Origin of the sequence: Chamaesiphon sp. OTE_75_metabat_556 (assembly GCF_031378165.1) — a bacterium.
GTDB lineage: Bacteria > Cyanobacteriota > Cyanobacteriia > Cyanobacteriales > Chamaesiphonaceae > Chamaesiphon.
Genome location: NZ_JANNDR010000037.1, coordinates 1 through 22,793 on the forward strand (window position 1 = coordinate 1; position 22,793 = coordinate 22,793).

Annotated in this window: 21 protein-coding genes; 9 read left to right on the forward strand and 12 right to left on the reverse strand. The window is 48.6% G+C overall.

What is annotated here, in order from left to right:
- Positions 1-933, reverse strand: a 933-nt coding sequence (locus RMO27_RS01725; RefSeq protein WP_309728524.1) for a DUF58 domain-containing protein, incomplete at its 3' end; no start/stop codon positions are given.
- 89 nt (positions 934-1,022) lie between these two features.
- Positions 1,023-1,661, reverse strand: a complete 639-nt coding sequence (locus RMO27_RS01730) for a hypothetical protein (RefSeq protein WP_309728526.1) — start codon at positions 1,659-1,661, stop codon at positions 1,023-1,025.
- Positions 1,662-1,676: 15 nt separating this feature from the next.
- On the opposite strand from RMO27_RS01730, the gene RMO27_RS01735 reads away from it, so the two are divergent.
- Positions 1,677-2,117 (forward strand): hypothetical protein, encoded by a 441-nt coding sequence (locus tag RMO27_RS01735; RefSeq protein WP_309728528.1) that lies wholly within the window; start codon positions 1,677-1,679, stop codon positions 2,115-2,117.
- Here RMO27_RS01735 and RMO27_RS01740 read toward each other — a convergent pair.
- The gene (locus RMO27_RS01740) at positions 2,091-2,357 is read right to left on the reverse strand and encodes a MoaD/ThiS family protein (RefSeq protein WP_309728530.1); all 267 of its coding nucleotides are present in this window, start codon (positions 2,355-2,357) and stop codon (positions 2,091-2,093) included. The two genes, RMO27_RS01735 and RMO27_RS01740, sit on opposite strands and share 27 nt — an antisense overlap.
- A gap of 145 nt (positions 2,358-2,502) precedes the next feature.
- Between RMO27_RS01740 and RMO27_RS01745 the strand changes: the two genes are divergently transcribed.
- From RMO27_RS01745 to RMO27_RS01760, 4 genes are all read left to right on the forward strand, one after another.
- Positions 2,503-2,712, forward strand: coding sequence for a chlorophyll a/b-binding protein (locus RMO27_RS01745; protein WP_309728533.1), 210 nt, complete (start codon positions 2,503-2,505; stop codon positions 2,710-2,712).
- Between the two features lie 78 nt (positions 2,713-2,790).
- Positions 2,791-3,000, forward strand: coding sequence for a chlorophyll a/b-binding protein (locus RMO27_RS01750; protein ID WP_309728535.1), 210 nt, complete (start codon positions 2,791-2,793; stop codon positions 2,998-3,000).
- A gap of 295 nt (positions 3,001-3,295) precedes the next feature.
- Entirely contained in the window at positions 3,296-4,402 is a 1,107-nt protein-coding gene (locus RMO27_RS01755; protein ID WP_309728537.1) for an NF038122 family metalloprotease, read from the forward strand.
- A gap of 212 nt (positions 4,403-4,614) precedes the next feature.
- On the forward strand, positions 4,615-5,808 hold the full coding sequence (locus RMO27_RS01760) for an NF038122 family metalloprotease (RefSeq protein ID WP_309728539.1): 1,194 nt from the start codon (positions 4,615-4,617) through the stop codon (positions 5,806-5,808).
- Between the two features lie 207 nt (positions 5,809-6,015).
- Here RMO27_RS01760 and RMO27_RS01765 read toward each other — a convergent pair whose 3' ends face one another.
- Together RMO27_RS01765 and RMO27_RS01770 are read right to left on the reverse strand one after the other, a co-directional pair.
- Entirely contained in the window at positions 6,016-6,603 is a 588-nt protein-coding gene (locus RMO27_RS01765) for a DUF3172 domain-containing protein (protein ID WP_309728541.1), read from the reverse strand.
- Positions 6,604-6,723: 120 nt separating this feature from the next.
- The gene (locus tag RMO27_RS01770; protein WP_309728543.1) at positions 6,724-7,032 is read right to left on the reverse strand and encodes a hypothetical protein; all 309 of its coding nucleotides are present in this window, start codon (positions 7,030-7,032) and stop codon (positions 6,724-6,726) included.
- A gap of 257 nt (positions 7,033-7,289) precedes the next feature.
- On the opposite strand from RMO27_RS01770, the gene RMO27_RS01775 reads away from it, so the two are divergent.
- Both RMO27_RS01775 and RMO27_RS01780 read left to right on the forward strand, forming a co-directional pair.
- A complete protein-coding gene (locus RMO27_RS01775) occupies positions 7,290-8,774 on the forward strand; it encodes a TldD/PmbA family protein (RefSeq protein ID WP_309728544.1) in 1,485 nt (494 codons plus the stop codon).
- 106 nt (positions 8,775-8,880) lie between these two features.
- Positions 8,881-10,224, forward strand: a complete 1,344-nt coding sequence (locus RMO27_RS01780) for a TldD/PmbA family protein (protein ID WP_309728546.1) — start codon at positions 8,881-8,883, stop codon at positions 10,222-10,224.
- Between the two features lie 111 nt (positions 10,225-10,335).
- Here the strand turns inward: RMO27_RS01780 and RMO27_RS01785 are convergent, their stop codons facing one another.
- The 6 genes from RMO27_RS01785 to RMO27_RS01810 all read right to left on the reverse strand — a co-directional run bounded on the left by RMO27_RS01785 (position 10,336) and on the right by RMO27_RS01810 (position 20,775).
- Entirely contained in the window at positions 10,336-10,770 is a 435-nt protein-coding gene (locus RMO27_RS01785) for a hypothetical protein (protein ID WP_309728548.1), read from the reverse strand.
- Between the two features lie 120 nt (positions 10,771-10,890).
- Positions 10,891-14,166, reverse strand: a complete 3,276-nt coding sequence (locus RMO27_RS01790) for a hybrid sensor histidine kinase/response regulator (RefSeq protein WP_309728550.1) — start codon at positions 14,164-14,166, stop codon at positions 10,891-10,893.
- Positions 14,167-14,324: 158 nt separating this feature from the next.
- Positions 14,325-18,536, reverse strand: a complete 4,212-nt coding sequence (locus tag RMO27_RS01795; protein WP_309728552.1) for a GAF domain-containing protein — start codon at positions 18,534-18,536, stop codon at positions 14,325-14,327.
- A 34-nt stretch (positions 18,537-18,570) separates the two neighbouring features.
- Positions 18,571-19,167, reverse strand: a complete 597-nt coding sequence (locus tag RMO27_RS01800) for a chemotaxis protein CheW (RefSeq protein ID WP_309728555.1) — start codon at positions 19,165-19,167, stop codon at positions 18,571-18,573.
- A 30-nt stretch (positions 19,168-19,197) separates the two neighbouring features.
- Positions 19,198-19,581 carry a response regulator gene (locus tag RMO27_RS01805; protein WP_309728557.1) on the reverse strand — a complete coding sequence of 128 codons (384 nt, stop codon included), beginning with the start codon at positions 19,579-19,581 and terminating at the stop codon, positions 19,198-19,200.
- Positions 19,582-19,599: 18 nt separating this feature from the next.
- On the reverse strand, positions 19,600-20,775 hold the full coding sequence (locus RMO27_RS01810; RefSeq protein ID WP_309728558.1) for a response regulator: 1,176 nt from the start codon (positions 20,773-20,775) through the stop codon (positions 19,600-19,602).
- Positions 20,776-21,235: 460 nt separating this feature from the next.
- On the opposite strand from RMO27_RS01810, the gene RMO27_RS01815 reads away from it, so the two are divergent.
- Positions 21,236-21,436, forward strand: coding sequence for an NblA/ycf18 family protein (locus RMO27_RS01815; protein ID WP_309728559.1), 201 nt, complete (start codon positions 21,236-21,238; stop codon positions 21,434-21,436).
- On the opposite strand, the gene RMO27_RS01820 is transcribed toward RMO27_RS01815, so the two are convergent.
- Positions 21,433-21,627 carry a hypothetical protein gene (locus tag RMO27_RS01820; protein ID WP_309728560.1) on the reverse strand — a complete coding sequence of 65 codons (195 nt, stop codon included), beginning with the start codon at positions 21,625-21,627 and terminating at the stop codon, positions 21,433-21,435. The genes RMO27_RS01815 and RMO27_RS01820 overlap by 4 nt on opposite strands.
- 25 nt (positions 21,628-21,652) lie before the next feature.
- On the opposite strand from RMO27_RS01820, the gene RMO27_RS01825 reads away from it, so the two are divergent.
- Positions 21,653-22,777 carry a geranylgeranyl reductase family protein gene (locus RMO27_RS01825; protein ID WP_309728561.1) on the forward strand — a complete coding sequence of 375 codons (1,125 nt, stop codon included), beginning with the start codon at positions 21,653-21,655 and terminating at the stop codon, positions 22,775-22,777.
- Positions 22,778-22,793 lie beyond the last annotated feature (16 nt).

The window sequence follows — 22,793 nt, forward strand, 5'->3', positions numbered from 1 at the left end:
CGAAAAGTGATTTTGACCCTGCTGGGGCGGAATCCAGGTCGTCAGATACCGATCGAATACGCCCACACCTACTCGATCGCCTCGTTGAATCGCCGTCAGTGCCAGGGATAGAGTTGCATTTAGACCAAAATCAAACCGCTGATAGCCCTGAATATTGGCAGTCATCAGCCGCCCCCGATCGAGCAAGATAATCACCGTCTGTTCCTGCTCCGGCTCCAAGACGCGGATCAGTGGTCGATTGCGCCGCGCGGTAGCTTTCCAATCGATCGATCTGGGATCGTCGCCACTATTATAGTCGCGCAGTTCGCTAAATTCTGTACCCATGCCGCGCTTTCTAGCTTGGCGCATCGATCCGGTCGATTGGAGAGTAAGACGAATCGAGAGTGCTCTGAGGCCGACTAGATCGGGATATACCACCGCCGTCTGGGCGGCATCTACCCGCCATTGCTGCCAAGCCAGTCCCCACAAGCTCAATTGCCTAACTGCGATCCCCTGCCATGCGTACTCGCCTCGGCGGTAAGGATGGACGGGATAAGTCATGGTTTGAGTAGTTCCTGCTGTCAGCTCTCCCACAATTGGTTCGCTAGTTACTGCCAAATCTGCTGGTAAACCGTCGCGAATTTGGTAGTGCAACTGGCGCGATTTGCCACTCCTGGCGATCGATTCTACCGTCAGCGTTACGAGATTATCCCGCCCGATCGAGAGTTTTCCCAACTGCTCGCGGCTGACTTGGACTCGATCGGCTTTGCTGCGTGCAGCATCGATTCCGGCCAGCAGCAGAATGAGAGCATACCAAGCACAAGTAATGCTGGTGGCGATGCTGATACCTTGGGGTGCAGGCATGACGATCGCCACAATCGTGGCAAACAAACCACCCCCAACCAGCAGCCAGAATGTCCGCGCACTAGGAATAAAACTGATAAATCGAGTCATTGGGAGTTGGGAGTTGGGAGTTGAGAGTTGGGAGCGGGGAGCGGGGTATCCGAATAGTGCATTATCCTGCACATCGGCACAGCCTAATTTTAGAAGGGGAGATCTTCAGGATCGGTGGGTGGGGACTGGAGATCGGTTTGAGCTTGAGACCAGGCGCGATCGGCGGCGGCGATCTGTTGGAAGAGATCGGTTGAGTGGCGGGGTGGTTGGGTTAATAACCGATCAATCTGATATTTGGATCGAATTGCGGCAAGTTCTGTTGGTGAGAGTCGGGGTTCCGTCCACTCAAAATCTGTTGCCGTATATACAGGTAGTCTAGAACCAAGTTGCTCGATCGGTTGGTCTGGCAGCCTGACTAGTAAATATTCTCGCACGCGACGGATTTCACCAAATCTCTGCTCGATTTCATTGAGAATGCCGACAAATTGACTCAGATGATGGGTGGTAATGGCGACTCGCACCTCAATATCATTGAGGGGAATTCCCAACCGTTCGGCTTTAGCGATGATTTCGGGGGGAATCGTGTCTAGGGAGGGCGGATTGAGTGCTGCGGCGAGTTCGGCGAGCGCGCGCCGAATTTGTTCGGCACTATTATCGATCGTCTCGCGTAAGGGTGGCTGATGCCGTAAATCGGCGGTTTCCCTACCGACGGAGATCGCTGATAATTCTGTTAAACTCTGGGTAGCTGAGTGGAGCAGCGCGATCGCCCGATCTAAGTGATTAGTCATTAGAACTAACAATGTATGGAGTATAGTCAGATCGATCGTACCAATTGTATGGAGATTATTCTCTCAGAGTTTCCAGCTTTTGAGGCTCAATGGGTCGTACATCTAGATTCATGGCCACCGATCGGCCACCGACCGATTGCGCTAGATATTGCTGAATTTGCCGAATTTGCGATCGAGACGATCGTTAGTGGTGTCGATGCTCAGATCGATCGACTGGCCGCGATCACTGAAGTCATCTTGCTCGAAGGCGATTCGATCGTTGAGTATACCTTTCGACGCATGTTTTTGGAACATATCGCCCACCGCGCTACGAAAGGGGGCTTTTCCATCGACCTGTTTACCACCAAACTTCGTCCATTAGGACTTTATCATTGGCAATCCCTCGATCGACATCTAACCATCGATCCATCGGGCATCGTTCGGGATGAGTCAGCCACCGCTGACTGGGGGAATTAAGACTACTTCGTCGCGATCGCGCACGATCGTCTCTGGATCGACAAATTCGAGATTGATGCCAAAGCGCGTCACATCACGCCATTGAGCTAATTGCGGCCGCTCGGCGATCGATCGCTCTAGCACGGCTTTGACAGGCGTATTGGGCGGAAATTGATAGGAGATTTCGGATCTGCCAAAGGCTTCTTGATACACCGAAAATAGCTGGATCGTGACGGTAATTTCGAGGTCGGGTGGGTTCATCAGCAATATATAGCTACTAAATGGGCGAACGTCGATCGAGGACATTTTTGACGATTTGTCAAAATTCCTTGCTTTTTTGTAAAGATATCGTTATATTAGTTTACATAACTAAATATTTGTAACGGTAAGTCACCGCCCAGCCATTATGCAAACCAAAACATTCATCGACAACGACGGCAGAGAAAATAACTTCGCGATCGAGCCAAAAATGTACGTCACTGACGGCCCTCAAGCTGGTTGGACTAAGTACGCCGAAACACTCAATGGTCGGATGGCGATGATTGGCTTCGTTGCACTGTTAATTCAAGAAGTGTTAACCGGACATGGCATCGTTGGCTTTATCACCAATCTGTAGTCACCAGTCTGGATCGCCTCCCATCTGCTAGTTTACACAGAAAAATATCTATCGCACTACTCAACAGAGGAAACCATCATGCAGGGCAAAACATTCATCGACAACGACGGTAGAGAGAATAACTTTGCGATCGAGCCAAAAATGTACGTCACTGACGGCCCTCAAGCGGGCTGGACGAAATATGCCGAGACACTCAACGGTCGCCTTGCGATGATCGGTTTTGTCGCCCTGTTGATTCAAGAAGTTTTGACCGGACACGGGATCGTCGGTTTTATCACCAATCTGTAGCTCTTCATCTAAGTACGATCAAATCCAACTAATTTTCTTATCTTTTTTCCTCGCGGCAGCTCATGAGCTACCGCGATTTTTGTATGCACTAATTTTGAGAATATTTCGGTCTAATTCCAGCTATAACGTTTGCAAAATAGCAATCGATATCATTCAAGTGTTTAAATTTTACTGCTAGTTAACATCAACTATCAGAAATCAAAGCTAAGTATATTTACAGCCGTATTTCCACCGTGGCATGTTTTATTTTATACAGCAATAATTGGGTGAAGATATATAGATAATAACGCGAGCAATGAAGATTCAGATTGTGAAAATTAAGCACTTGGCTGTGATGACAGGGATGGCATTAGCTGGTCTTGGTGGCAGTGGTTCTATGACACCAGCAAATGCATTGACATTTAATTTCACACCAACTGCAGCGACATCACAACAAGCTCGCGATGGGTTTGCCGCCGCAGGTGCTCTCTGGTCTTCGTTGTTTACCGATGATGTCATTATTAATCTCAGTATTGACTATTCAGTACTAGATGCCGGCACGCTCGGTCAAGCTAGTTCTGCAAGTAATTATTATTCTTATCAGAATGTTTATAATGCACTCAACAGTGATAAAACAACAGCAGATGACACCAGAGCCGTCAATAGCTTGTCTAATAGTTCGACGTATAAGACATTGATCAACCACACTACGGACAATCCGAATGGAAATGGTAGTTTAACGGCCTATACGTATGACAGCAACTGGGTTGAGGTCAATCGTGCCAATGCGAAAGCCTTAGGTCTAATCGGTACTAGTAGTACTACGGATGCTAGTATCTCATTCAATAGCTTATTCACTTGGGATTTCGATCGCAGCAATGGCATCAGTAGCAGTGCTTATGATTTTGTCGGTGTTGCCGCACATGAAATCGGCCACGCATTGGGATTTGTGAGCGGAGTCGATTACATTGATGGGGCTGTAGATAGTGCTTTTCAGAGTTCGGCGATCGCAGCGTTAGATCTATTTCGCTACTCTACAGCTAGTCAGGCTGTGAACGCGATCGACATTACGGCAGGAACTAGTGATAAATACTTCTCACTGGATAATGGTGTGACGAAGATTGCTTCGTTTTCGACTGGCTCCGTTCTGGGTGATGGTCGTCAAGCAAGTCATTGGAAGGATAATTTAGGATTAGGGATTATGGATCCCACTAGTGCCAATGGTGAATTGTTGCAGATTACTAACAATGATGCTCAATCGTTAGATGTCATCGGCTGGAATCGTCGCAATACGGCGATCGTCCCCGAACCTGCTGATTTCGCGGGCACGTTTATCTGTGCCGCTTTTGGTGTTAAATTGGTGCTCAAGCGCAGAAAATATCTGGCTGAAGTCACCGTGCCAGAGCGAGATTTAGAAGTCTAACAATTTGTCAGCAGCAATGTAGTCTAATTTTGTACGTCCGATCGATCTGTTTGTAAGCTAGAATAACCTCGGCAACAACATTTCAAACTCAAACCGATCGACTACGCTAATTCGATCTTCTCTTCAAGCAATCTAGCGCGAATCCAGCATCGGATTCGCGCAAATGTTTTTGGGTGCTAATCGAACACAATTCATTACTACGATCTACCACAATGAAGACTTATATCGTACGACTCAATCAGGCGGCGGCGATCGCGGGGCTGGCGGCGATCGGCATTGGCTCTAGTGGCGGATTAACTCCAGTCAATGCGCTGACATTTAACTTCTCGCCAGCCGCCGGAACATCCCAACAAGCGATCGATGGTTTCGCAGCCGCCGGAAATCTCTGGTCTTCAATATTTACCGATCCTGTCACTGTCAATGTCAATATTAACTTGACAGCACTGGGTGCGGGTACTCTAGGGGAGACTGGTTCTAGCTATCAGTCTTATAACTACAGTCAAGTTTACAATGCCCTCAAAAACGATCGAACCTCAGCAGACGATAATACGGCTGTCAATAGTCTCTCCAGTGGCTCGACATTTAATCTGCTGCTCAATCGTACGGCCAATAATCCCAACGGCGCGGGAAGTGCGACCCCTTACCTAGATAATAATGGTAATGCCAATAATCAAACGATCGATCTAACCAGGGCAAATGCCAAGGCATTAGGACTGCAAGGGAATAGCACTAGTAATGATGCCTCGATTAGTTTTAGTAGTTTGTTTAATTGGGATTTCAATCGGAGCGATGGCATTAGTAGTGGGGCATTTGATTTTGTGGGGATTGCTGCGCATGAAATCGGCCACGCTTTAGGTTTTATGAGTGGTGTCGATATTTTGGATACCAATAGTTCGTCGCAATATTATAACGACAATCAATTTAGTTATGTCAGTCCTCTCGATCTATTTCGGTATTCTACTGACAGTAAGAATGTCGGTGCGATCGATTGGACGGCAGACGATCGTGCTAAATATTTTTCGATCGATGGTGGCGTAACTAAAATTGCCGATCTTTCTAACGGGGAAATTTTTGGCGATGGTCGTCAGAATGGCCACTGGAAGGATAATCTAGGCTTGGGAATTCTCGATCCAACGATCGCTCCAGGTGAACTACTCGCAATTTCTGAAAATGATCAGAAAGCATTTGATGCAATTGGCTGGAATCGGGTGGATAATGGCATTCTCAATAATGCTGTTAGTAGTCAAAATGCGATTGCTGGTATTTCTCGGTTTGCTAGTGCTGAAGCGACTAGTGTGCCAGAACCTGCTGATTTGCTCGGTACCTTAATCTTTGCCGCGATCGGTGGAAAATTGATACTCCGTCGCAGACAAGCACGATTAGAATCGATCGAGCAAAAAGTCTAAGCATTTGGATTATCTAGTAATCCTGAACGAATTGAGTTTTGGGTATTCGATCGCGATCTCGATCGATATTCGATTGTTAGTTGCAATTATGAAAATAGCAGGGAGATTGCATTATCTCCCTGCTATTAATCGATCTAGCGATCTTCTTTATTCTCGATCTATCGATCGATTCTAAATCGATCTATTCTGGCTGTTGGTGAGATGGAATTAGAACTGATCTGAGCCAGTAGCCGGTGGTGCGGACGTGCCACCAGGTTGATTGAGAAACAGATTTTGGGCGGCATCGTTTTGGTAGATACAGGTGATTTCGGGCTTAGATTCCAAGGCACCTGTAAATCCGAAGGTATTCATCTTCTGTTTACATTCGCGCACTTGATCGCCATTAAGTAGTTTTCGCTGTTCGAGAATCGACCAGTTATTGCTGCGCATGACACAGCCTGGTGTCATCTTCGGCTGAGATACATACACTTTAAAAGGACTGAGGGTGACAAATAATCTGGCATCCATCACCATCGCGCTGGCACCATACTGGACGCATAATTCAGGGTTGGGTGCGGCTCGATCAATAAAGTCGCGAGAAGCTACGTTTTGGGGATCGACAGTCGCGGTAGAACTAAAAGCGACCCCAATCCCGATCCCGACAATCAGAATGGCTGCGGCTACGGCAATTTTTGCCCAATCAAACATCGATTTACCCCCAGGTTTCTTCCCGCCTTTTTCGGGCGGGAGATTTTTTGGTTCGTAGTCGTAATCGTCGTAATCATCTTCGTAACGATTCGGTCTTCTTCTGTTCATATCCGTTGTCGCGACACTTTCCGCTGGGCATCCGTCCCGATTATAACAAAAGGTAACAGTCGATCGGCAGTAGGGATCTCACCGATCGAGCATTATCTATCGCTAGCAATTCGATCGACCCTAGACTGCGGCAGGTTCGATCTTGTGAGCGCGGTGCTTATTGGTACTGCTACTAGTCGTTTCGTTGGCTTCGAGCGGCACAAACTCAATGTGATTGAGTAAGGTGGTGACGAAGGCAAATAATAAAAAGGGGAGGGATAAAACTAAGATTAAACCCACAGTTGCCAGCGCGTAAATCTGGCGCGTAGCACTCCATAGAGACAGAGCAGAAGCCAGGCTGATAAAAATTACCATCAACCAAATTACAATCTGCCCATAGATATCACTGAATGTGAGGGTGCAGTTCATCCGATACTTCTGCTTGTCCATAAGTCATTACCACAACTATTACTATCTATTTTTCAGCATAGATCTTTTGTTTCATAATGGTAAATTTTTCAATCAATCGATAAGAATTGTCATGGATGTTTACAGTTTCTCAGGGAAGGCTTTAGGTCTTAGGCTTTAGGCTGCGGTGGATAGTGGATAGAGCTTGAAGATCGCTAGTCCCTCATCTCTGTGTCTCCCAACTCCCAACTCCCAACTCTCTTCGTTACAATAAATAAAGCACCCCAGGAGAAGCCTGCATGACTCTTTCGATCGATCCCAAATCTTTTCTGTTATCCAAGCAACTGCCAAATCTGAGTTATTCAGCGACGACCCATCGATTCGATGAAACCTGGGAAGCTCCGCTATCGACACTGCTGGGCTTAGGACGAGCGGCTGGTGCGGACTTTGTGGAGTTTTTCTTAGAGCGATCAAATTATATTAGCTGTCTAGCGGAAGACGACCAAATCACCAGTATCTCGCCCCGACTCTCTACAGGTGCGGGCGTACGGGTATTTAAGGGTAAAGCCGATTGCTATGTCAGTACCAATGACTTGTCCTTTATGGGGCTAAAATCGGCATTAGAGAAGGCTTTGGGAATTATGGCGTTGCACTTACCTGCGCCTAACTCCTATGTACCCGAAATCAATCTCGAACTGTTACGAGACTACGCCACCAAAAAGGGCAAAGATAGCTGGTTGAAAGAGTGTAGCTCGATGCGGGAGATGGCGGATGTGCTGTTGGCCGCTAATGGCAAGCTCAAACAGACGGCGACACACATTCAATCGCGACGGGCGGCATATTTCCGCGACTGGCAAGAAGTATTAATTGCTTCTAGTGATGGGACATTTGCGCGGGACATTCGACTGACCCAATCTGTCGGCTATAACCTATTATGTGCTGACGGTGCCAATCGATCGTCGATCGGTCAACGAGTTGGCGATACTAGCAATCCGAAGTTTTTAACCACCTGGGACTATGGGGCTACGGCTGAAGATGTTTCGGAATCGGCGGGTAAGATGCTCTACGCCGACTATGTAGAATCGGGGACTTATCCAATTATCATGGCCAATAAATTTGGTGGCGTGATTTTCCATGAGGCTTGCGGACATTTACTTGAGACGACCCAAATCGAGAAAAACACCACGCCGTTTGCTGAGATGAAGGGTCAAAAAATCGCCCATGAAAGTTTAACGGCTTGGGATGAAGGCTTGTCTGGCAATGCTTTTGGCACCATCGATATGGACGATGAAGGGATGCCAGCCCAGCGCACCCTATTGATCGAAAATGGTATCCTTAAGAATTTTATCGCCGATCGCGCTGGCTCGATCCGCACCGGACATCCCCGCACGGGCAGCGGCCGCCGCAATAGTTATGCTTATGCGGCCGCAAGTCGGATGCGCAATACTTATATCGCTCCGGGCGAGCATAAAGTCGAGGAGTTATTTGGCTCGATCGACAAGGGCATTTATTGTAAGAAAATGGGTGGCGGTAGTGTCGGTGCTACCGGACAATTTAACTTTTCAGTGGATGAAGCTTATCTGATTGAAAATGGCAAAATTACCAAGCCGCTCAAAGGAGCGACGCTGATTGGTGAAGCCAAGGAAATCATGAATAAGATTTCGATGTGTTCTGAGGATCTCGGATTGGCTGCGGGGTTCTGTGGTTCGGTAAGTGGCAGTATTTATGTCACTGTCGGGCAGCCACATATTAAGGTCGATTCGATTACCGTTGGGGGACGTTAGAAATCCACGATTTCTTTGTGGTGTGGCGTAGATCTACCCACCCCGCCCGATGGGCACCCCTCCGAGGAGGGGAATTTCCAATTCAGATTCTGTAAATTAATTATCTATGTCCTTAAATATTCAAACTGTTTCCGAGTCTGCGCGTCAAATTGCCACCAAACTAGGCATTTCTAAATTCGATCTGTCTGGTTCTACAGTTGATGAAACTAGCGTCCAAGTAGATAAAGGGGAACCCAAGCAAGTCAAAGCCTCTAATCGATCGGGTATTACCGTCAGAGTCTGGAATAAGGATAACACCGTCGGGATTACCAGCACTACCGATTACGATGACAATGGCTTAGAATTGGCACTAAAAACTGCTCATGAAGCTAGTTTTTTTGGCATCAAAGAACACGCACCAGATTTTAGTCCCGAAGCGACTGCCCCGATCGCCGATATTAAGATCGAAGCGGGTGAAGCTGCGACAGTACCTCAGTTAATCGAGAGTTTAGTAGCTGCCGAACGAAAATTATTAGCTACTCATCAAGCGATCGAGAGCGTGCCTTATAATGGTTTAGCCCAACGCTCGATGAACCAATTTTATCTTAATAGCGATGGTGCCATCCGCAGCGATGCTCACTCAATTACCTCAATCTATTTATATACAAAAACCGAACAGGAAGGTAAAAAGCCCCGTAGTGCCGGAGCTTTTGAACTCAGTCATAGTTTTGACAAATTGGATGTCCAAAAGTGTATCGATGAAGCTGCTGAAAAAACCATTAGTCATCTTAACTACGAGAAAGTCCCATCTGGTAAATATACGATCGTCTTTTCTCCCGATGCCTTTTTGAGTCTACTCGGTGCTTTCTCCAATCTCTTTAATGCCCAAAGTATTCTCGATAACCAAAGTTTGTCTACCCCCGAATCTTTGGGTACTCAAATTGCATCCCCGTTATTGTCTGTCGCTGACGATGCTCTACATCCAAGTAATCTTGGGATCGAAACCTTCGATGGGGAGGGGACTCCCACGCGGCGGGTTAACTTGATTGACAAAGGTGTCTTGTCATCATTTATTCACAGTGCTGGTACCGCAAAACGGATGAATGCTAAACCGACTGGACATGCGAATATGGGATCGAAAATCACCGTCTCACCTCACTTTTATCATGTGTCTGGGGGCGAACAAGCTGATGCCAAATACAATCTGGATACAGCGGAAAATGTGATTCTAATTGACGATCTCCAAGCTCTCCACGCGGGCGTACAATCGCTGCAAGGTTCTTTCTCGTTGCCTTTTGATGGTTGGGTCGTCAATAAAGGTGTCAAGACTAGTGTAGAAGCAGCCACAGTTGCTGGTGATTTCCGCGAATTGTTAAATTCGATCGTCTATATCGATCCAAAAGAAGAGCTGACTAATGGTGGCGTTTGTCCGCGTATTTGGGTAGAGAGTTTATCTGTAACTGGAGAATAAGACCCTAGTTTCAATTTTAAAGGTAGGGTCTTTCAATTTTAAAGGTAGGGGCAACGTCTGAGCCACTTCATGAATTACCCCTACCTTTAAAATTAGCGAACAGAAAAATGTTCAATCAGCCAAAATAAAGATCGTTGATTCGGTATTTTCATCATCAGTGATGATGGCAATATGGCTGGCAATTCCGAGTTGATCTTGTTGGCGAAAATCGCTAGGTAAAGTCCGAATCCGATCGAGTGGGACGCTCACCATCACCGGAACTGTCTCGATCGGAATCGCTGCTAACTGTTGATGTGCGTCGATCCACAGGACGATCGATGTCGGACTGACGATCGATTCCCCGGTTAAATGGTAGTGGAGGTCGAGGATATCAACGTTTTGAGTCAGTGAATAATCTTCACCCAGAAATACACTACTAATAATCCGGTCGATTTTAGTCATTGGAATGCCAAAACCGATCCGATCGACTTCAAAGACAATTAAATCGAGTGTTGTTACTAATGTTATCGTTTCAACCCATTTATTGGAGAGAGTATTTGCAAACATATGGTTTTGTAAAGCGGGGCGATGGGGGGACAGGGAGACTCAGAGAAGGGGAGATGAGGGCACGGGGTGATGAATATTCGATCTCGTAGTTCTCAACTATCAACTATCAACTATCAACTATCAAATCCCCACAATCTTGCCGATCGCGTTCATGAAATCTTCTTCCACATAAGGCTTGATGAAATAGTCAACTGCGCCTAAATAACTGGCAAACTGGCGGTGCTTGGTGTTACTGCGAGAGGTGAGCATCACTACGGGAATGTGGGAGATCTCACGATCTTGGCGATAGACATTGAGGAATTCAAATCCGTTCATATTGGGCATTTCGACATCACACACCACCAATTTAATCTCACTAGCTTTTTGGCGGAGGATTTGCAGTGCTTCTTGGCCATCCTTGGCTTGCAGCGTCCGATAGCCGAATTTTTCCAGCGATAGACACAGACTCTGACGGGTGGTAATTGAATCATCGATCGCCAAAATCGTCGCATTGCTCACCAGCGGCACGGGTACTGGTGGTGGTAGCGATGACAGCGGACAGCTAGCTCGATCAACTAAGACCTGAATCAGCGTATGTGGATTGAGGACGGGGAGGACGATTCCATCGCCAAGGATCGTGCAACCATAGCTATAACTCGGCGGCGTAATGGCATTACCAAAGGGGACGATCGTCAGCTCCTGTTCGGTAATCAGTCGATCGATCTGGAGCGCGACGATCCGATCGGCGCGGCGGATCAATAATAGTGGTGGCAGCCAGTCAGCAGGATTATTCGCACTGCTTTTGAGCGTGTGGGAAAGGCTGCGTTCGGGGACGGCAATCGAGTAGGTGAGCAGATCGCTGAGGTTGTAAATGGGGATGGTCAAATTTTGCCAGTGAAAAACTGGCTGGCCATCCTGTTTTGATAAGCGATCGGTGGTGGGGACGACAATTTTTTGAATACTGTCAGCCGGAAACGCATATACGGCGTTACCGACTTGGCAGATCATTAATTGGGCGATCGTCAGTGTCAGTGGAATGCGGAGCGTGAAAGTCGTACCGCGTCCCGATTCGGAATCGATCGAGATCGTGCCTTTAATCGACTGGATTTGCTCTTTGACAATATCCAAACCCATGCCCCGACCGGATAGTTTGGTGATCCGATCGGCAGTAGAAAACCCTGGTTCAAACAAAAAATCGAGCAGTCGATCACGGCTAATCGTTGCTGCCGCACTGGGATCGAGTAGACCCAGCGAAATCGCCTTGGCCTTAATGGCATCGAGGTCGATGCCGCGACCATCATCAGCGATCTCGATCGTGGTTTGACTCCCTTGATGATAAGCATTGATGGCGATCGCGCCGCGCTCTGGTTTACCCATCGCGAGTCGGACAGCCGGAGCGTCGATGCCGTGGTCGAAGGCGTTCCGCAGTAGATGGAGGAGGGGATCGAGGAGCTTATCGATCGCCGCGCGATCGACGAGGACGCCAGCACCTGTAATTTTGAGATCCACTGGTTTATTAAATTCCACCGACAGATCGTGGAGGGTACGGGGAAACCGATTGAGGATTTCGCCCAAGGGCAGCATCCGCGCCCACATTAGGTCGTCGCGGAGATGGGAGAGCAATTGCTTTTGGCGATCGATCTGCTGGTGGGATTTGGTGACAAATAGTGATAAATCTTCGATCTGTTCTTCGATTTGCGCTAATTGCTCGATCGTCGCTTGGGCGATGTGATGGACTTCACTATAACGATCGAGTTCCAGCGCATCAAATTCCTGAGTTAGCAACCGATCGACTGGCACTGCGGTGGGATTGCTAGCTACTGGTGATGGTTGATTCGTAATGGCGAGGTTGTCAGCGATCTGTCGCAAGCGATCGCCGATAGTCTGGAAATTACTACATTTCGAGCGCAGTTGCTCCAATGTATCCGTGAATTGGTCGGCGGACAAAGCCAATCCATGTCGCTCGATCGCCAGTTCACCCATGAGATTATTCATCCGCTCTAGCCGATCGAGACCCACTCGGATCGATAGTTGCGGGATTGCGGCTCGATCGGCTTTGGGACGCGATTTTTTGACCCGAACTAGCTTGTTGGGTTTGGCTGGTGGTGCAAATGTCGCGCGGGTAATCGGTGCCAAGCTGTCGAAATTACGTCGCAGATCGGCGATCGTCGTTCCAATCCGATCGAGATCGAGCGTTGTTGTTGAAAGTAGTTTGGATGTCGGCAGATCGAACAGATCCACCAAATCGAAATCGAGACTAGTAGTGCTGGATGATGAGCATACCGTCAGCTTTGGTAACAGCCCCCGATCGCTGGGCAGGTCGAAAATATCCTCTAGATCGAAATCGATCGTCACTGGGACAATCGTGGCAACAGAGAGGATATCCTCAATGATGAAATCAAACTCATCGAGATCTCGCTGCCTGCTCGTGTCGATTTGAGCTAATCGTGGCATTACTGGAATGCTGGTTACAGATGCAAATTCGGCGACCATCGGCTGCACGCTAGTCCAGTCGAATGGATCAATGGCCAGATCGGGCAACTCTAGTTCCTCAACCATTACTAAATCGTCGAATAAAGCTTCCAGATCCAACGGATCGAGCATCTGCCCGACTGCCAAGGATTGGGGTAGTTCGGCGATCGCAAAAGCAAATCCTGGTGAAATCTGGCCGCAGCTAGCACGATCACCAGTGAGGACGGCGTCGAGGGCGCGATAGAAGTCTACGAGGGCAAAACAACACATTTCGCGGGCGCGATCGGGATGGCGATCCAAGACCGCGATCGTCGCATGAGCGAGCTGGCCAAATCCAGGCAGATTCGTGAGGGCGGCAATGCCAGTAAATACTTCCGATTGGGCGCGAAATTCCCCGATCGCGATCGCGACACAGTCTGGATCGAGCAGCACGCGTTCGAGTCTACTCAAACTTTGCGCGACATCGACCTCAAAAATTGATTGGGTCAGATCGACCCCACTACTGAGTCGATCGGCCGGTAGTTGCTGTCCGGCAATCACAAAATGACCGATCTCTTCATCCAGAGCGGCGAGGATAATTTGAATGCTAGTATGAAATCCAGCATCCAAGATTTCACTATTAATCTCGGCAATAATTAATTGATTTAAACAGTCATAAATCTGAAATAACAGTCGATCTAACTTGGCATCGAAGGGCAAATCTGGATGACTGAGCACCCGAAAAATATCCTCGATTTGATGGGCGAGATCGGCGATCGCCTCCAATCCCAAACTGGCCGCCCCACCTTTGATCGAATGCGCCGCCCGCATCAAGTTATTGACCTTGTCTGCACTCCGATCGACACTCAGAGTAACCAGTTCTGTTTCGATCGTCTGCAACATCTTGGGCACTTCCAAGCTGAACAGTTGATAGACTCGATCTCGTAATTCTGGGTCGATGTACATGAGTAGTGGATAGTGGATAGTGAATAGTGGATAGTGACTAGATAGTCACTATTTATGAGGATTCAGGATTTGGATAAACATTATCGAGATAGTAGTGAGTAGCTGCGCTCATGTGTTTTAAACCATTCACTATCCACTATCCACTATCCACTAGACCCTCACTCGATCTTAAACTGACCGACATTCTTCTGTAACTCTTGAGCGAGTTGGATCAGATCTTGGAATGAGGCTTGGACATTATCCGCGCGCATCGAAGTTTTCTGCGAAATATCGGCAACGCGATCGATACTTTGAGTTACCTGGGTCGAATTTTCTGATTGGAGTAGTGCCGCTTGGGCGATCGCTTCTACCAATTCACCGATCTTCAGACTGGTAGCGGCGATGCGATCGAGACTCGCGCGCGTTTCATCCACCAACTTGGTACCGATCACCACCTGCTCGGTACCAGCCTCCATCGCAGTGACGACTTCACTCGTCTGGGATTGAATGCTGGCCACTAAATTTTCAATTTCGCCGGTAGCTGCGGCAGATTGACGAGCGAGCGAACGCACTTCCTCGGCCACGACGGCAAAGCCCCGACCCTCTTCGCCCGCGCGTGCGGCTTCAATACTGGCATTGAGAGCCAGTAGGTTAGTTTGAGCGGCAAAGCTACTAATCAGGTTGACAACTTTGGAGATTTTTTGGGAGGATTCACCGAGGCGTTTGACCTTTTTGGCAGTTTCGGCAACTGTATTGCGGATCGTCAGAATCCCTTCCACTGCCGAGTTCATCGCCGCATCACCAGCTTTGACGAGTTGGGCTGATTCCATCACCGCAGATTCGGCGATCAGGGCATTGCTAACCACCAAGTCGATCGAACTAGACATCTCTTGGAGGCGATTGAGTGCTAGCCCGATATCCTCTGCTTGTTGCAACGCTTCGATTGAGAGTTCGGCGACGGAGATTTCGTTAGTACTGGTGGTGTTGACTACTTGTTGGGAGACATTGCGGACATTGCTGACCAAGCCGCGCAAGCTCTGAACGGTGGCATTATAGGAATCGGCGATCGTCCCAATTTCATCTTCAGTCACATGGGCGCGGATGGTTAAATCGCCTTGACTGATCCGATCGACTTGGAGCAACAACTCCCAAGCATTTTTTTGGAGGGCTTTGCGAGCCGCTTCTTGGCCGGCCGCATATCCCGCTTGCTGGAAATTGGCCAGTTCCAGTTTCTGGACTAATTGCCCTTGATTTAGTGCCACCCCGACTTGAGCGGCTAACTGAACCATCAGCTCGATTTCTGGCTGCTGCCACTTCCGAGCACTCCGACACATGGTGGCGCTCAAGAGGCCAAAAAATTTCTGATTGACAGTAATCGGAATCGTGACGATCGATTTAATCTGCATTTTTTGGAGCCGTGAGATCATCTCGACACTAAAAGCTGCGGTCTGGAGATCGTCGATACAGATCGACGAACCCTCATCATAACCCTGACCCAAAACTTCAAACATATCTTCGGCTAGCACCACGCCCCCCAAGGCGGCAAATTCTGGTGCAGCGATCGCTTCGGCAATAATTTTGCCTTCACCTTCACCATTACTATCTACCACCAACATACTCGCACGATCGAGTCCTAACAGTGCCTGGATTTCGGGTAAGGCAATGTTTAAAATCTCGGTTTGGTCGATCGATTGGCGGAGTTTGAGCGTAATTTCCGACAGTGCTTGCGACCGTTTGGCATCGGCTTCGCGTTGCTCGATCAGTGAGGCTTGGTTGAGTGCTAGTGCTAGTTGGGTGGCTAACCGATTGAATAAATTGATTTCTTCCGGTTGCCACGCACGCGACTGGTGACATTCATGGCCGATCAATAAGCCGATCAAGTGACTGTCGATCGTAATCGGGACGACCAGATTGGCACGGATCTGGAGCCGTTCGAGCATTTGCACCTGTAACTCGGTCAGGCCAGCTTGATAAATATCTGGGCAGGAAGTAATCTTGCCATGTTCGTAGCCGCCATCATTGAGACAACCATCGTCGATCGCGGCCTCGATAATTGCTAACTGCGGATCGATCGTTGATTCGGCCGTAATTCGACCATTAAATGCTGGATCTAATTCAAAAATTACAGCTCGATCTAGATCCAGTGCGGTGCGCACCAGTTCGACTGCCGTGTTCAAAATATCTTGACGTTTGAGAGATTGCCGCAATTGCAAGGTGAAATTCGATAAAATCTGCGATCGCCGCGCGTCATGTTCGCGTTGGGCAAAGAGTTGTGCCTGATTCAAGGTTAGCCCGATTTGCGTGGCGATTTGACCGATCGCGTCTACCAGTGGCGGCTCCCAATTGCGGGGTGCATGACACATATCACCGAGGATCAGCCCCAATAGTTGATTGTTGACCAAAATCGGCATCAAGACAGTCGCCTGCACTTGCAGACGGCGGAGATTGGCGATCTGCTCGTCGGTCAACCCGACTCGATCGAGATTGGGGAAAGTCCTAATTTGACCTTGGCGATAGCCAGCCATGTGGTGGGGAGTTAGCAACGACTCATCAATTGGTTCGCCCAAAATCGATAAGTTGCCAGGGGCGAGTGATTCTGCCGAGATCGTCGGTGGCACATTGTCATTACAGGTCACAAACACCGCCCGATCGAGGTCGAAATTCGTGCGAATTGCCGTCAGTGCGGTGGCGATAATTTCATCTCGATCGAGTGATTGTCTGAGTTGGAGGGTCAGTTCGGACAGGAGATTGCGATAATGCATCTGCGCTGCTTGTTGTTCGATCGACTTGCGCCGACTCAAAACTAGCCCAATCTGCTCGGCAACAGTGGCAAATGTATCGATCTCGGCTGGTGTCCACTGGCGATCCTCATGGCACATGTGTCCGACGACTAATCCTAACAGTTGACCTTCAACTAAGATCGGTGCCACCAATCGAGCGCGGATTTGGAGACTTTCGAGCAACAGGATCTCGTCAGACTGGAATCCACCGGCCTCATTCAGACTGTAGATACACGAAACTTGATCTGGCTCACAACCATCGCGGTGAATTTCATAGTCGAGGTAGCGATCCATCACCGCAGCATCTGGTGTCTGGCAGTCTGGGGCGATCGCGCTAGCCACCATTGTTGGGGCTGGTGACAGATCGTTGGCACTCAACACGATCAGTCGATCGAGATTAAATTCTTGCCGAATCGCGGCTACAGCCCGATCGAGTACCTCGACCGACTGCGCTCGATCGTGTACTTGGAGTGCCTGTGAGAGCATATTCGTCCGGCGCAACTCGATCGCCTGGGTATTCCAGGTACCGATCTGCTCCACTGCTAAACCGATCCGCTGGGCAGCTTGAGTCCCAAAATTCACTTCCCAGTCTTGCCATTGCCGCACCCGATCGCCTTGATGGATCGACAACAACGCAACGAGCTGTTTGCCAGCGAAAATCGGGATATTTACCATCGATTTGACTTGCATTTTGATGACAAATTCCCGCTGCCGGTTACTCAAGGCTACCTGCTGGAGATTGTCGATCACGACGCTGTGCCCTTGCTTGTAGCCCGCTAATTCACGCGGTGACTCGACAAAATACATCTGCCCCACAGGAGTGTCGAGAGAGGATCGATAGCCCGCAGTCAGTGATTCGGCGATGACTACCGCGCTACCGTCGGGATTGCAGCGGACGATCGACACCCGATCGGCTTTGAGGATGGTGCGAATCCCACTCACACCCAGGTGATATACTGGCAGTCGATCGACTGATTCCTGAGCTGTCAGCGCGATTTTACCGAATAATTTGTTGGCTTGTGCGGCTAATTGTTGTTGCTGGAGCGTGCGATTGAAGTTGGCAACTAATTGGTTGAAACTTTGGGCTAGTTCTTGAAATTCGGCAGTATCAGCTAATTCGAGCTGGGCAGAGAGATCGCCATTGGCAGCTTCGGTGAGTTTGGTGGTGACACGATCGAGCGAGGCAGTGATGCGGCGAGTTACCAATGCGGCCACCCCTAAATTGATCGCCCCTAACGATAACAAGACGATCGCATCGAGTAAAAAAGGTGTTGATGATACTTCGACCTGGGCGATCTGTCCTGCTGCTGGAGTTGGTTTATTACTCTTGTTAATAATTAACCCCGCACCGATCCCGATCGGAATGATGATCAACGGTAGAATCATCAAGAAAATTTGCCGCTGTAGCGATTGTTGCTGTTGGCGCGACCGTCGCTGGCTCAAATTAGCAGGTAACATGTGGCGATCTTCCCAGCGATCTCCTGAATTTTGATGCGGCGATGCTGCCGATCGCCACATCACTGATGAATCATCGGCGATCGGCTCCAGCGATGTCTCTGCCGCATCTGTAGTAATCGGTGGTGCCACCTGGTCGCGTTCGATCGTATTCATCGGTTTAGGATTAAAAACAGTAATTTAAGTTCAATTAGACATCAGCGTGTAAGTCGGCTCGATCCAAAATGGCGCGGCCATCCAATACCAAAAAATTTTCGCCTTGGGTTGATTCCCACATCCCCAGCACCCCAGTACCTAATTCTGGATGCCGCCGATCTGGTAGTACCGAGCGAATCAGCTCGATCTGGCACCATTCAATATCGACAATTTCATCTACCAGTACCCCGATGGTTTTGACTTGCCGCCGCTCCACTGTGGCGGTTGCTGGTAAGTACCGCGCCGAACCATAGCCGGGTGGCGAACTGCCAACAGATCGATCGTCGGCACAACCAATAATAATTGTCGGCTGGACCCGCCGATAACGGGGCGGACGATCTCCCCCCATACCTAGTAACATCGCCAAATCGACGATCCAGAGGATTTCGCCCCGCCAATTGTAGATCCCCTTGACCGCTGGCGGTAGATGCGGCATTGGCACCACTCGATCGAGCGGCAGATCGATTAATTCGGTGACGCGTTCGATGTCAATTACCGCCATCAACCCAGGTTGCAGCAGAAATTTTAAGTACTGCTGTCGATCGGGTGTGACTGGTGCGGCTGGTAGCTGGCTATTGGTGGCTAAATTCATTTATCTCCCTCGATCGCGACCCTCGCCTCGCTATTTATTCACTAATTTCTGTAAAATATCGACAAAATCATGCCGATTTACTGGCTTAGTGAGATAGAGATCGGCACCTTGCTTCAATCCCCAAAATCGATCCATATCCGTGTTTTTAGTCGAGCACATCACCACGGGGATTTTCTGAGTATCGGTCTGAGACTTAATCGTCCGACAGATTTCAAAGCCACTGCGCCCTGGTAACACCACGTCTAAGAAGACAATATCCGGTGTGTTAGCACTTAAATAAGTGAGTGCCTCCTCGCCGTTCACCGCCGAGATCACCCGCCAGCCTAGATTCTCCAAGTAACTGGTTAAAATCATCAAATCGGTCTGGACATCCTCAACAATCAACGCTGTCGCTGTAGCCGTTTTAGTTATCATCGATGTAAGCCTCAATCTTTAGAGTGAATTTGCTAATGTAGGATTTAAATATTTCTGAGCAATTTCTAGCACCAATTCTGATTGGACTGGTTTAGTCAAGAAATCAGTCGCCCCGACCACTTTGGCGCGGACGCGATCGATCACGCCATCATTACCCGTCAAGATCACAATCGGTGTCTGCTGAAAAGCCCCGATTTTGCGCAGCCGACTACAAATTTCATAACCATTTGCATTGGGCATCACCAAATCTAGAAAAATCAATTCTGGCTTTTTGGCAACGACAATCGGAATGGCCTTGAGCGAATCCATCACGCTAATAAATTGATAACCCTCTTGCTGAAAAATTTGCTCCAGCCGATCGCAGACAAACGGACTGTCATCGATACAGACGATCAATGCGGATTTGAATCCCGGCGGATGTTTGCTCTGCTCGACGGGACTGTTAAAATCGGGCAAGTCAATTAAACTGAGCGTGCCGGTCGCAAGATGCGATTGAAAGGATTGGCCGATTGCCACCGGTGATTTCCGCGCCTTCGCCGCAATTTCCCGAATCGTCTGTTGGCCATCCAAGACAAATTGCAATGCTTGGTAGGCAGTTGGCGACACCATCTGCTGAAACTCAGCGATTTTGGCAATTTTGATACTCCGATCGGGTGAGATCTGTTTCAATCCGGTTTGCTGCCATTGCTGCTGTTTTTGGACGGCTAGCTCGAATGCTCGATCCATATCGATTAATGTGAGCTGTGGACTCAGTTGTGCTTGGGCGACCTGTTGAAAACTAACTGTCTCGGCTTGAACGATATCAAACATCACCTCGACAATCGTTGATTGAATCTGTTTGATGAGAGCATTTCGCGTCATCCGACCCTGTTTGGCCCAATTTACCAATAGGTAATATTCCCAACAGCTATCGATCTCGGCTGCCGTCAAGCCGGAAATATTGGTGAGTGCTTCGATCCGCGCCTGGAGGTCGTCTGCCATACTGACATCGACACCAGCGATCGTCGAATTTCTGACCCACCGCCGAATGGGATGCTTACCACCAGTGGCATAGAGGATGCGACCGAGGTAGATGTACAAGCTCCACTGGGACCCAGTAGCACTTGTGAGTAAAATCTGCCCACTGAAGTGTTGGTGCTTGACCTCACTCAACTGAGCCGCCAAGCGATCGAGCGTTAAATATTCAGTAACCATTTGATTTTTCCGCAATCGACAGCGTTCATACGGGATTGAGTTAAGGCTAATCGGAGCAATTCCGTACTATTAGTGTGCCCAGTGTCTACAGATTTTGCTCACGCTCGACAGGATTAATTTTCAATAGGATTAGTACTTGCTACTTGGGAAAAGACTTTTCTTGATCCTGGCCCAACCACCTTTAAAGAATTGTCAAGATATCTTGACAAAATCTATTTTTTGTTCACTTCGAGCATTTTCGAGGGATTTAATTTGCTACAACTGAAACTAAGTCACCCTGAGCTGGGCACATTAACTTATGCCTAATGGTAGATCTCAAATCTACAAATTGACAGATCCGCAACTTTGTCAAATAAATGTTATAATTCTTAACATATACGGGCAACAGTCAGATCTCAATCGACACAACTGTCCCTTTAGGACGATTTTGCAAAGGCAACCATCGGAGGAGTAATCATCTATGTCTACATCATTCGATCTATCCCTCGAACAACAGTTCAACATCCGCTCATTCGAGCACCAAGTCCAAGACATGAGTCACGCGCAGGCTCAAGAATTCTTGGTCAACCTGTACAGACAAATGGTTCTACGGGAAAATAGCTACAAAAACTTACTCAAACACCAGTGGGGCATTGAGGAGCCAAACCAACAAGCAGCTTAATCGATCGCTAGTGACAATTTAGTTCGAGTCGATTTAATGTCGCAGACTCGCGACCTCCTTCTCTGTCTAGCCGATCGATCGGGTGGGGACTGGGGCGCAAACTGTCCGACATCCTGCCAGATGACAACATCTCTAGTTTCAATGCGGTTGGTAGGAGTACAATGGTCGAGATTATGGCTACTGCTGGCCATAACCAACATCTCCCCATAGTATTTTATGTTTGATTGTATTATTGTCGGTGCTGGCCCTGCTGGAGGCAGTGCAGCTTACCATCTCGCCAAGCGCGGTAGATCGGTATTAATTTTAGAAAAAGATGCTCTCCCTCGCTATAAGCCCTGCGGTGGTGGCGTGTCGCCAGCGATTGCCCAGTGGTTTGATTTTGATTTTAGTCCCGCAATTTCCTGTCGCGTCAATACCTTGCGGTACACATTGAATTTAGAAGATCCCGTCGATGTCACGCTCGAAAACCAAGAGCCGATCTGGATGGTCAGACGCGACGTTTTCGACCATTTTCTCGTCCAAAAAGCCCAAGCCCAAGGTGCCGAATTACGGGATAATACTGAGGTCAAGGGGATCGAATTTAAAGTCGATCGCTGGCAAGTCACTACGGCAAATGGTACCGTCGAAGCCAAATACCTGATCGCTGCCGATGGTGCAAAGGGCAACATGGCTAAATGGCTAGGGTTTAAAGATCGCAAACGTCGGCTCGCGGGCGCATTAGAAGTCGATGCACCCAGCGAAAACGTGGTCAATACGATTAATTTTGAATTTGGCTTAGTTAAAAACGGTTATATTTGGAACTTCCCCAAAGCCGATGGTTACTCGATCGGAATTGGTACCTTTCGCGGCGGTGAAGCCCAAGATTTCAAAAAGATTCTCGATGTCTATGGCAAAGGTGCTTTCGGTATCGACATCAACAACTTCAAGCAATACGGACATCCCTTGTGTCTGTGGGATGGCGATCAAAAACTCCATACCCAAAACGCCGTCTTAGCTGGCGAAGCCGCCTGCGTCGTCGATCCGATGACCGCCGAAGGCATCCGCCCCTCGATCTTCTCAGGCATTAAAGCCGCTGAAGCGATTCACGCCGCACTCGGCGGTACCACAACTGCTTTAGAGAAGTATACTGAAATCATCGCCACCGAATGGGGCGCAGATATGAAGTGGGCGCAACGGTTAGCTACGGCTTTTTATCAATTCCCGAAAGTCAGTTATAAAGCCGCCGTCAAGCGTCCTTCGGCAAGTATGACGATGGCAAGAGTTTTAGCTGGGGAACTCAGCTATTCGGATATTGCGGGTAAAGCAATTAAGAAACTCAGCGGCAGTTTATTCGGAAAATAATCGCAGCTAAATCCCC

What these genes read in the sequence shown, in the direction of transcription:
- RMO27_RS01735 (WP_309728528.1), top strand. Translation starts at nt 1,677, where the DNA reads ATGGAGTATAGTCAGATCGATCGTACCAATTGTATGGAGATTATTCTC.
- RMO27_RS01825 (WP_309728561.1), top strand. Translation starts at nt 21,653, where the DNA reads ATGTTTGATTGTATTATTGTCGGTGCTGGCCCTGCTGGAGGCAGTGCA.
- RMO27_RS01820 (WP_309728560.1), bottom strand. Translation starts at nt 21,627, where the DNA reads ATGGCCAGCAGTAGCCATAATCTCGACCATTGTACTCCTACCAACCGC.
- RMO27_RS01815 (WP_309728559.1), top strand. Translation starts at nt 21,236, where the DNA reads ATGTCTACATCATTCGATCTATCCCTCGAACAACAGTTCAACATCCGC.
- RMO27_RS01780 (WP_309728546.1), top strand. Translation starts at nt 8,881, where the DNA reads ATGTCCTTAAATATTCAAACTGTTTCCGAGTCTGCGCGTCAAATTGCC.
- RMO27_RS01810 (WP_309728558.1), bottom strand. Translation starts at nt 20,775, where the DNA reads ATGGTTACTGAATATTTAACGCTCGATCGCTTGGCGGCTCAGTTGAGT.
- RMO27_RS01770 (WP_309728543.1), bottom strand. Translation starts at nt 7,032, where the DNA reads ATGGACAAGCAGAAGTATCGGATGAACTGCACCCTCACATTCAGTGAT.
- RMO27_RS01745 (WP_309728533.1), top strand. Translation starts at nt 2,503, where the DNA reads ATGCAAACCAAAACATTCATCGACAACGACGGCAGAGAAAATAACTTC.
- RMO27_RS01765 (WP_309728541.1), bottom strand. Translation starts at nt 6,603, where the DNA reads ATGAACAGAAGAAGACCGAATCGTTACGAAGATGATTACGACGATTAC.
- RMO27_RS01800 (WP_309728555.1), bottom strand. Translation starts at nt 19,167, where the DNA reads ATGAATTTAGCCACCAATAGCCAGCTACCAGCCGCACCAGTCACACCC.
- RMO27_RS01750 (WP_309728535.1), top strand. Translation starts at nt 2,791, where the DNA reads ATGCAGGGCAAAACATTCATCGACAACGACGGTAGAGAGAATAACTTT.
- RMO27_RS01760 (WP_309728539.1), top strand. Translation starts at nt 4,615, where the DNA reads ATGAAGACTTATATCGTACGACTCAATCAGGCGGCGGCGATCGCGGGG.
- RMO27_RS01730 (WP_309728526.1), bottom strand. Translation starts at nt 1,661, where the DNA reads ATGACTAATCACTTAGATCGGGCGATCGCGCTGCTCCACTCAGCTACC.
- RMO27_RS01795 (WP_309728552.1), bottom strand. Translation starts at nt 18,536, where the DNA reads ATGAATACGATCGAACGCGACCAGGTGGCACCACCGATTACTACAGAT.
- RMO27_RS01790 (WP_309728550.1), bottom strand. Translation starts at nt 14,166, where the DNA reads ATGTACATCGACCCAGAATTACGAGATCGAGTCTATCAACTGTTCAGC.
- RMO27_RS01740 (WP_309728530.1), bottom strand. Translation starts at nt 2,357, where the DNA reads ATGAACCCACCCGACCTCGAAATTACCGTCACGATCCAGCTATTTTCG.
- RMO27_RS01775 (WP_309728544.1), top strand. Translation starts at nt 7,290, where the DNA reads ATGACTCTTTCGATCGATCCCAAATCTTTTCTGTTATCCAAGCAACTG.
- RMO27_RS01785 (WP_309728548.1), bottom strand. Translation starts at nt 10,770, where the DNA reads ATGTTTGCAAATACTCTCTCCAATAAATGGGTTGAAACGATAACATTA.
- RMO27_RS01805 (WP_309728557.1), bottom strand. Translation starts at nt 19,581, where the DNA reads ATGATAACTAAAACGGCTACAGCGACAGCGTTGATTGTTGAGGATGTC.
- RMO27_RS01755 (WP_309728537.1), top strand. Translation starts at nt 3,296, where the DNA reads ATGAAGATTCAGATTGTGAAAATTAAGCACTTGGCTGTGATGACAGGG.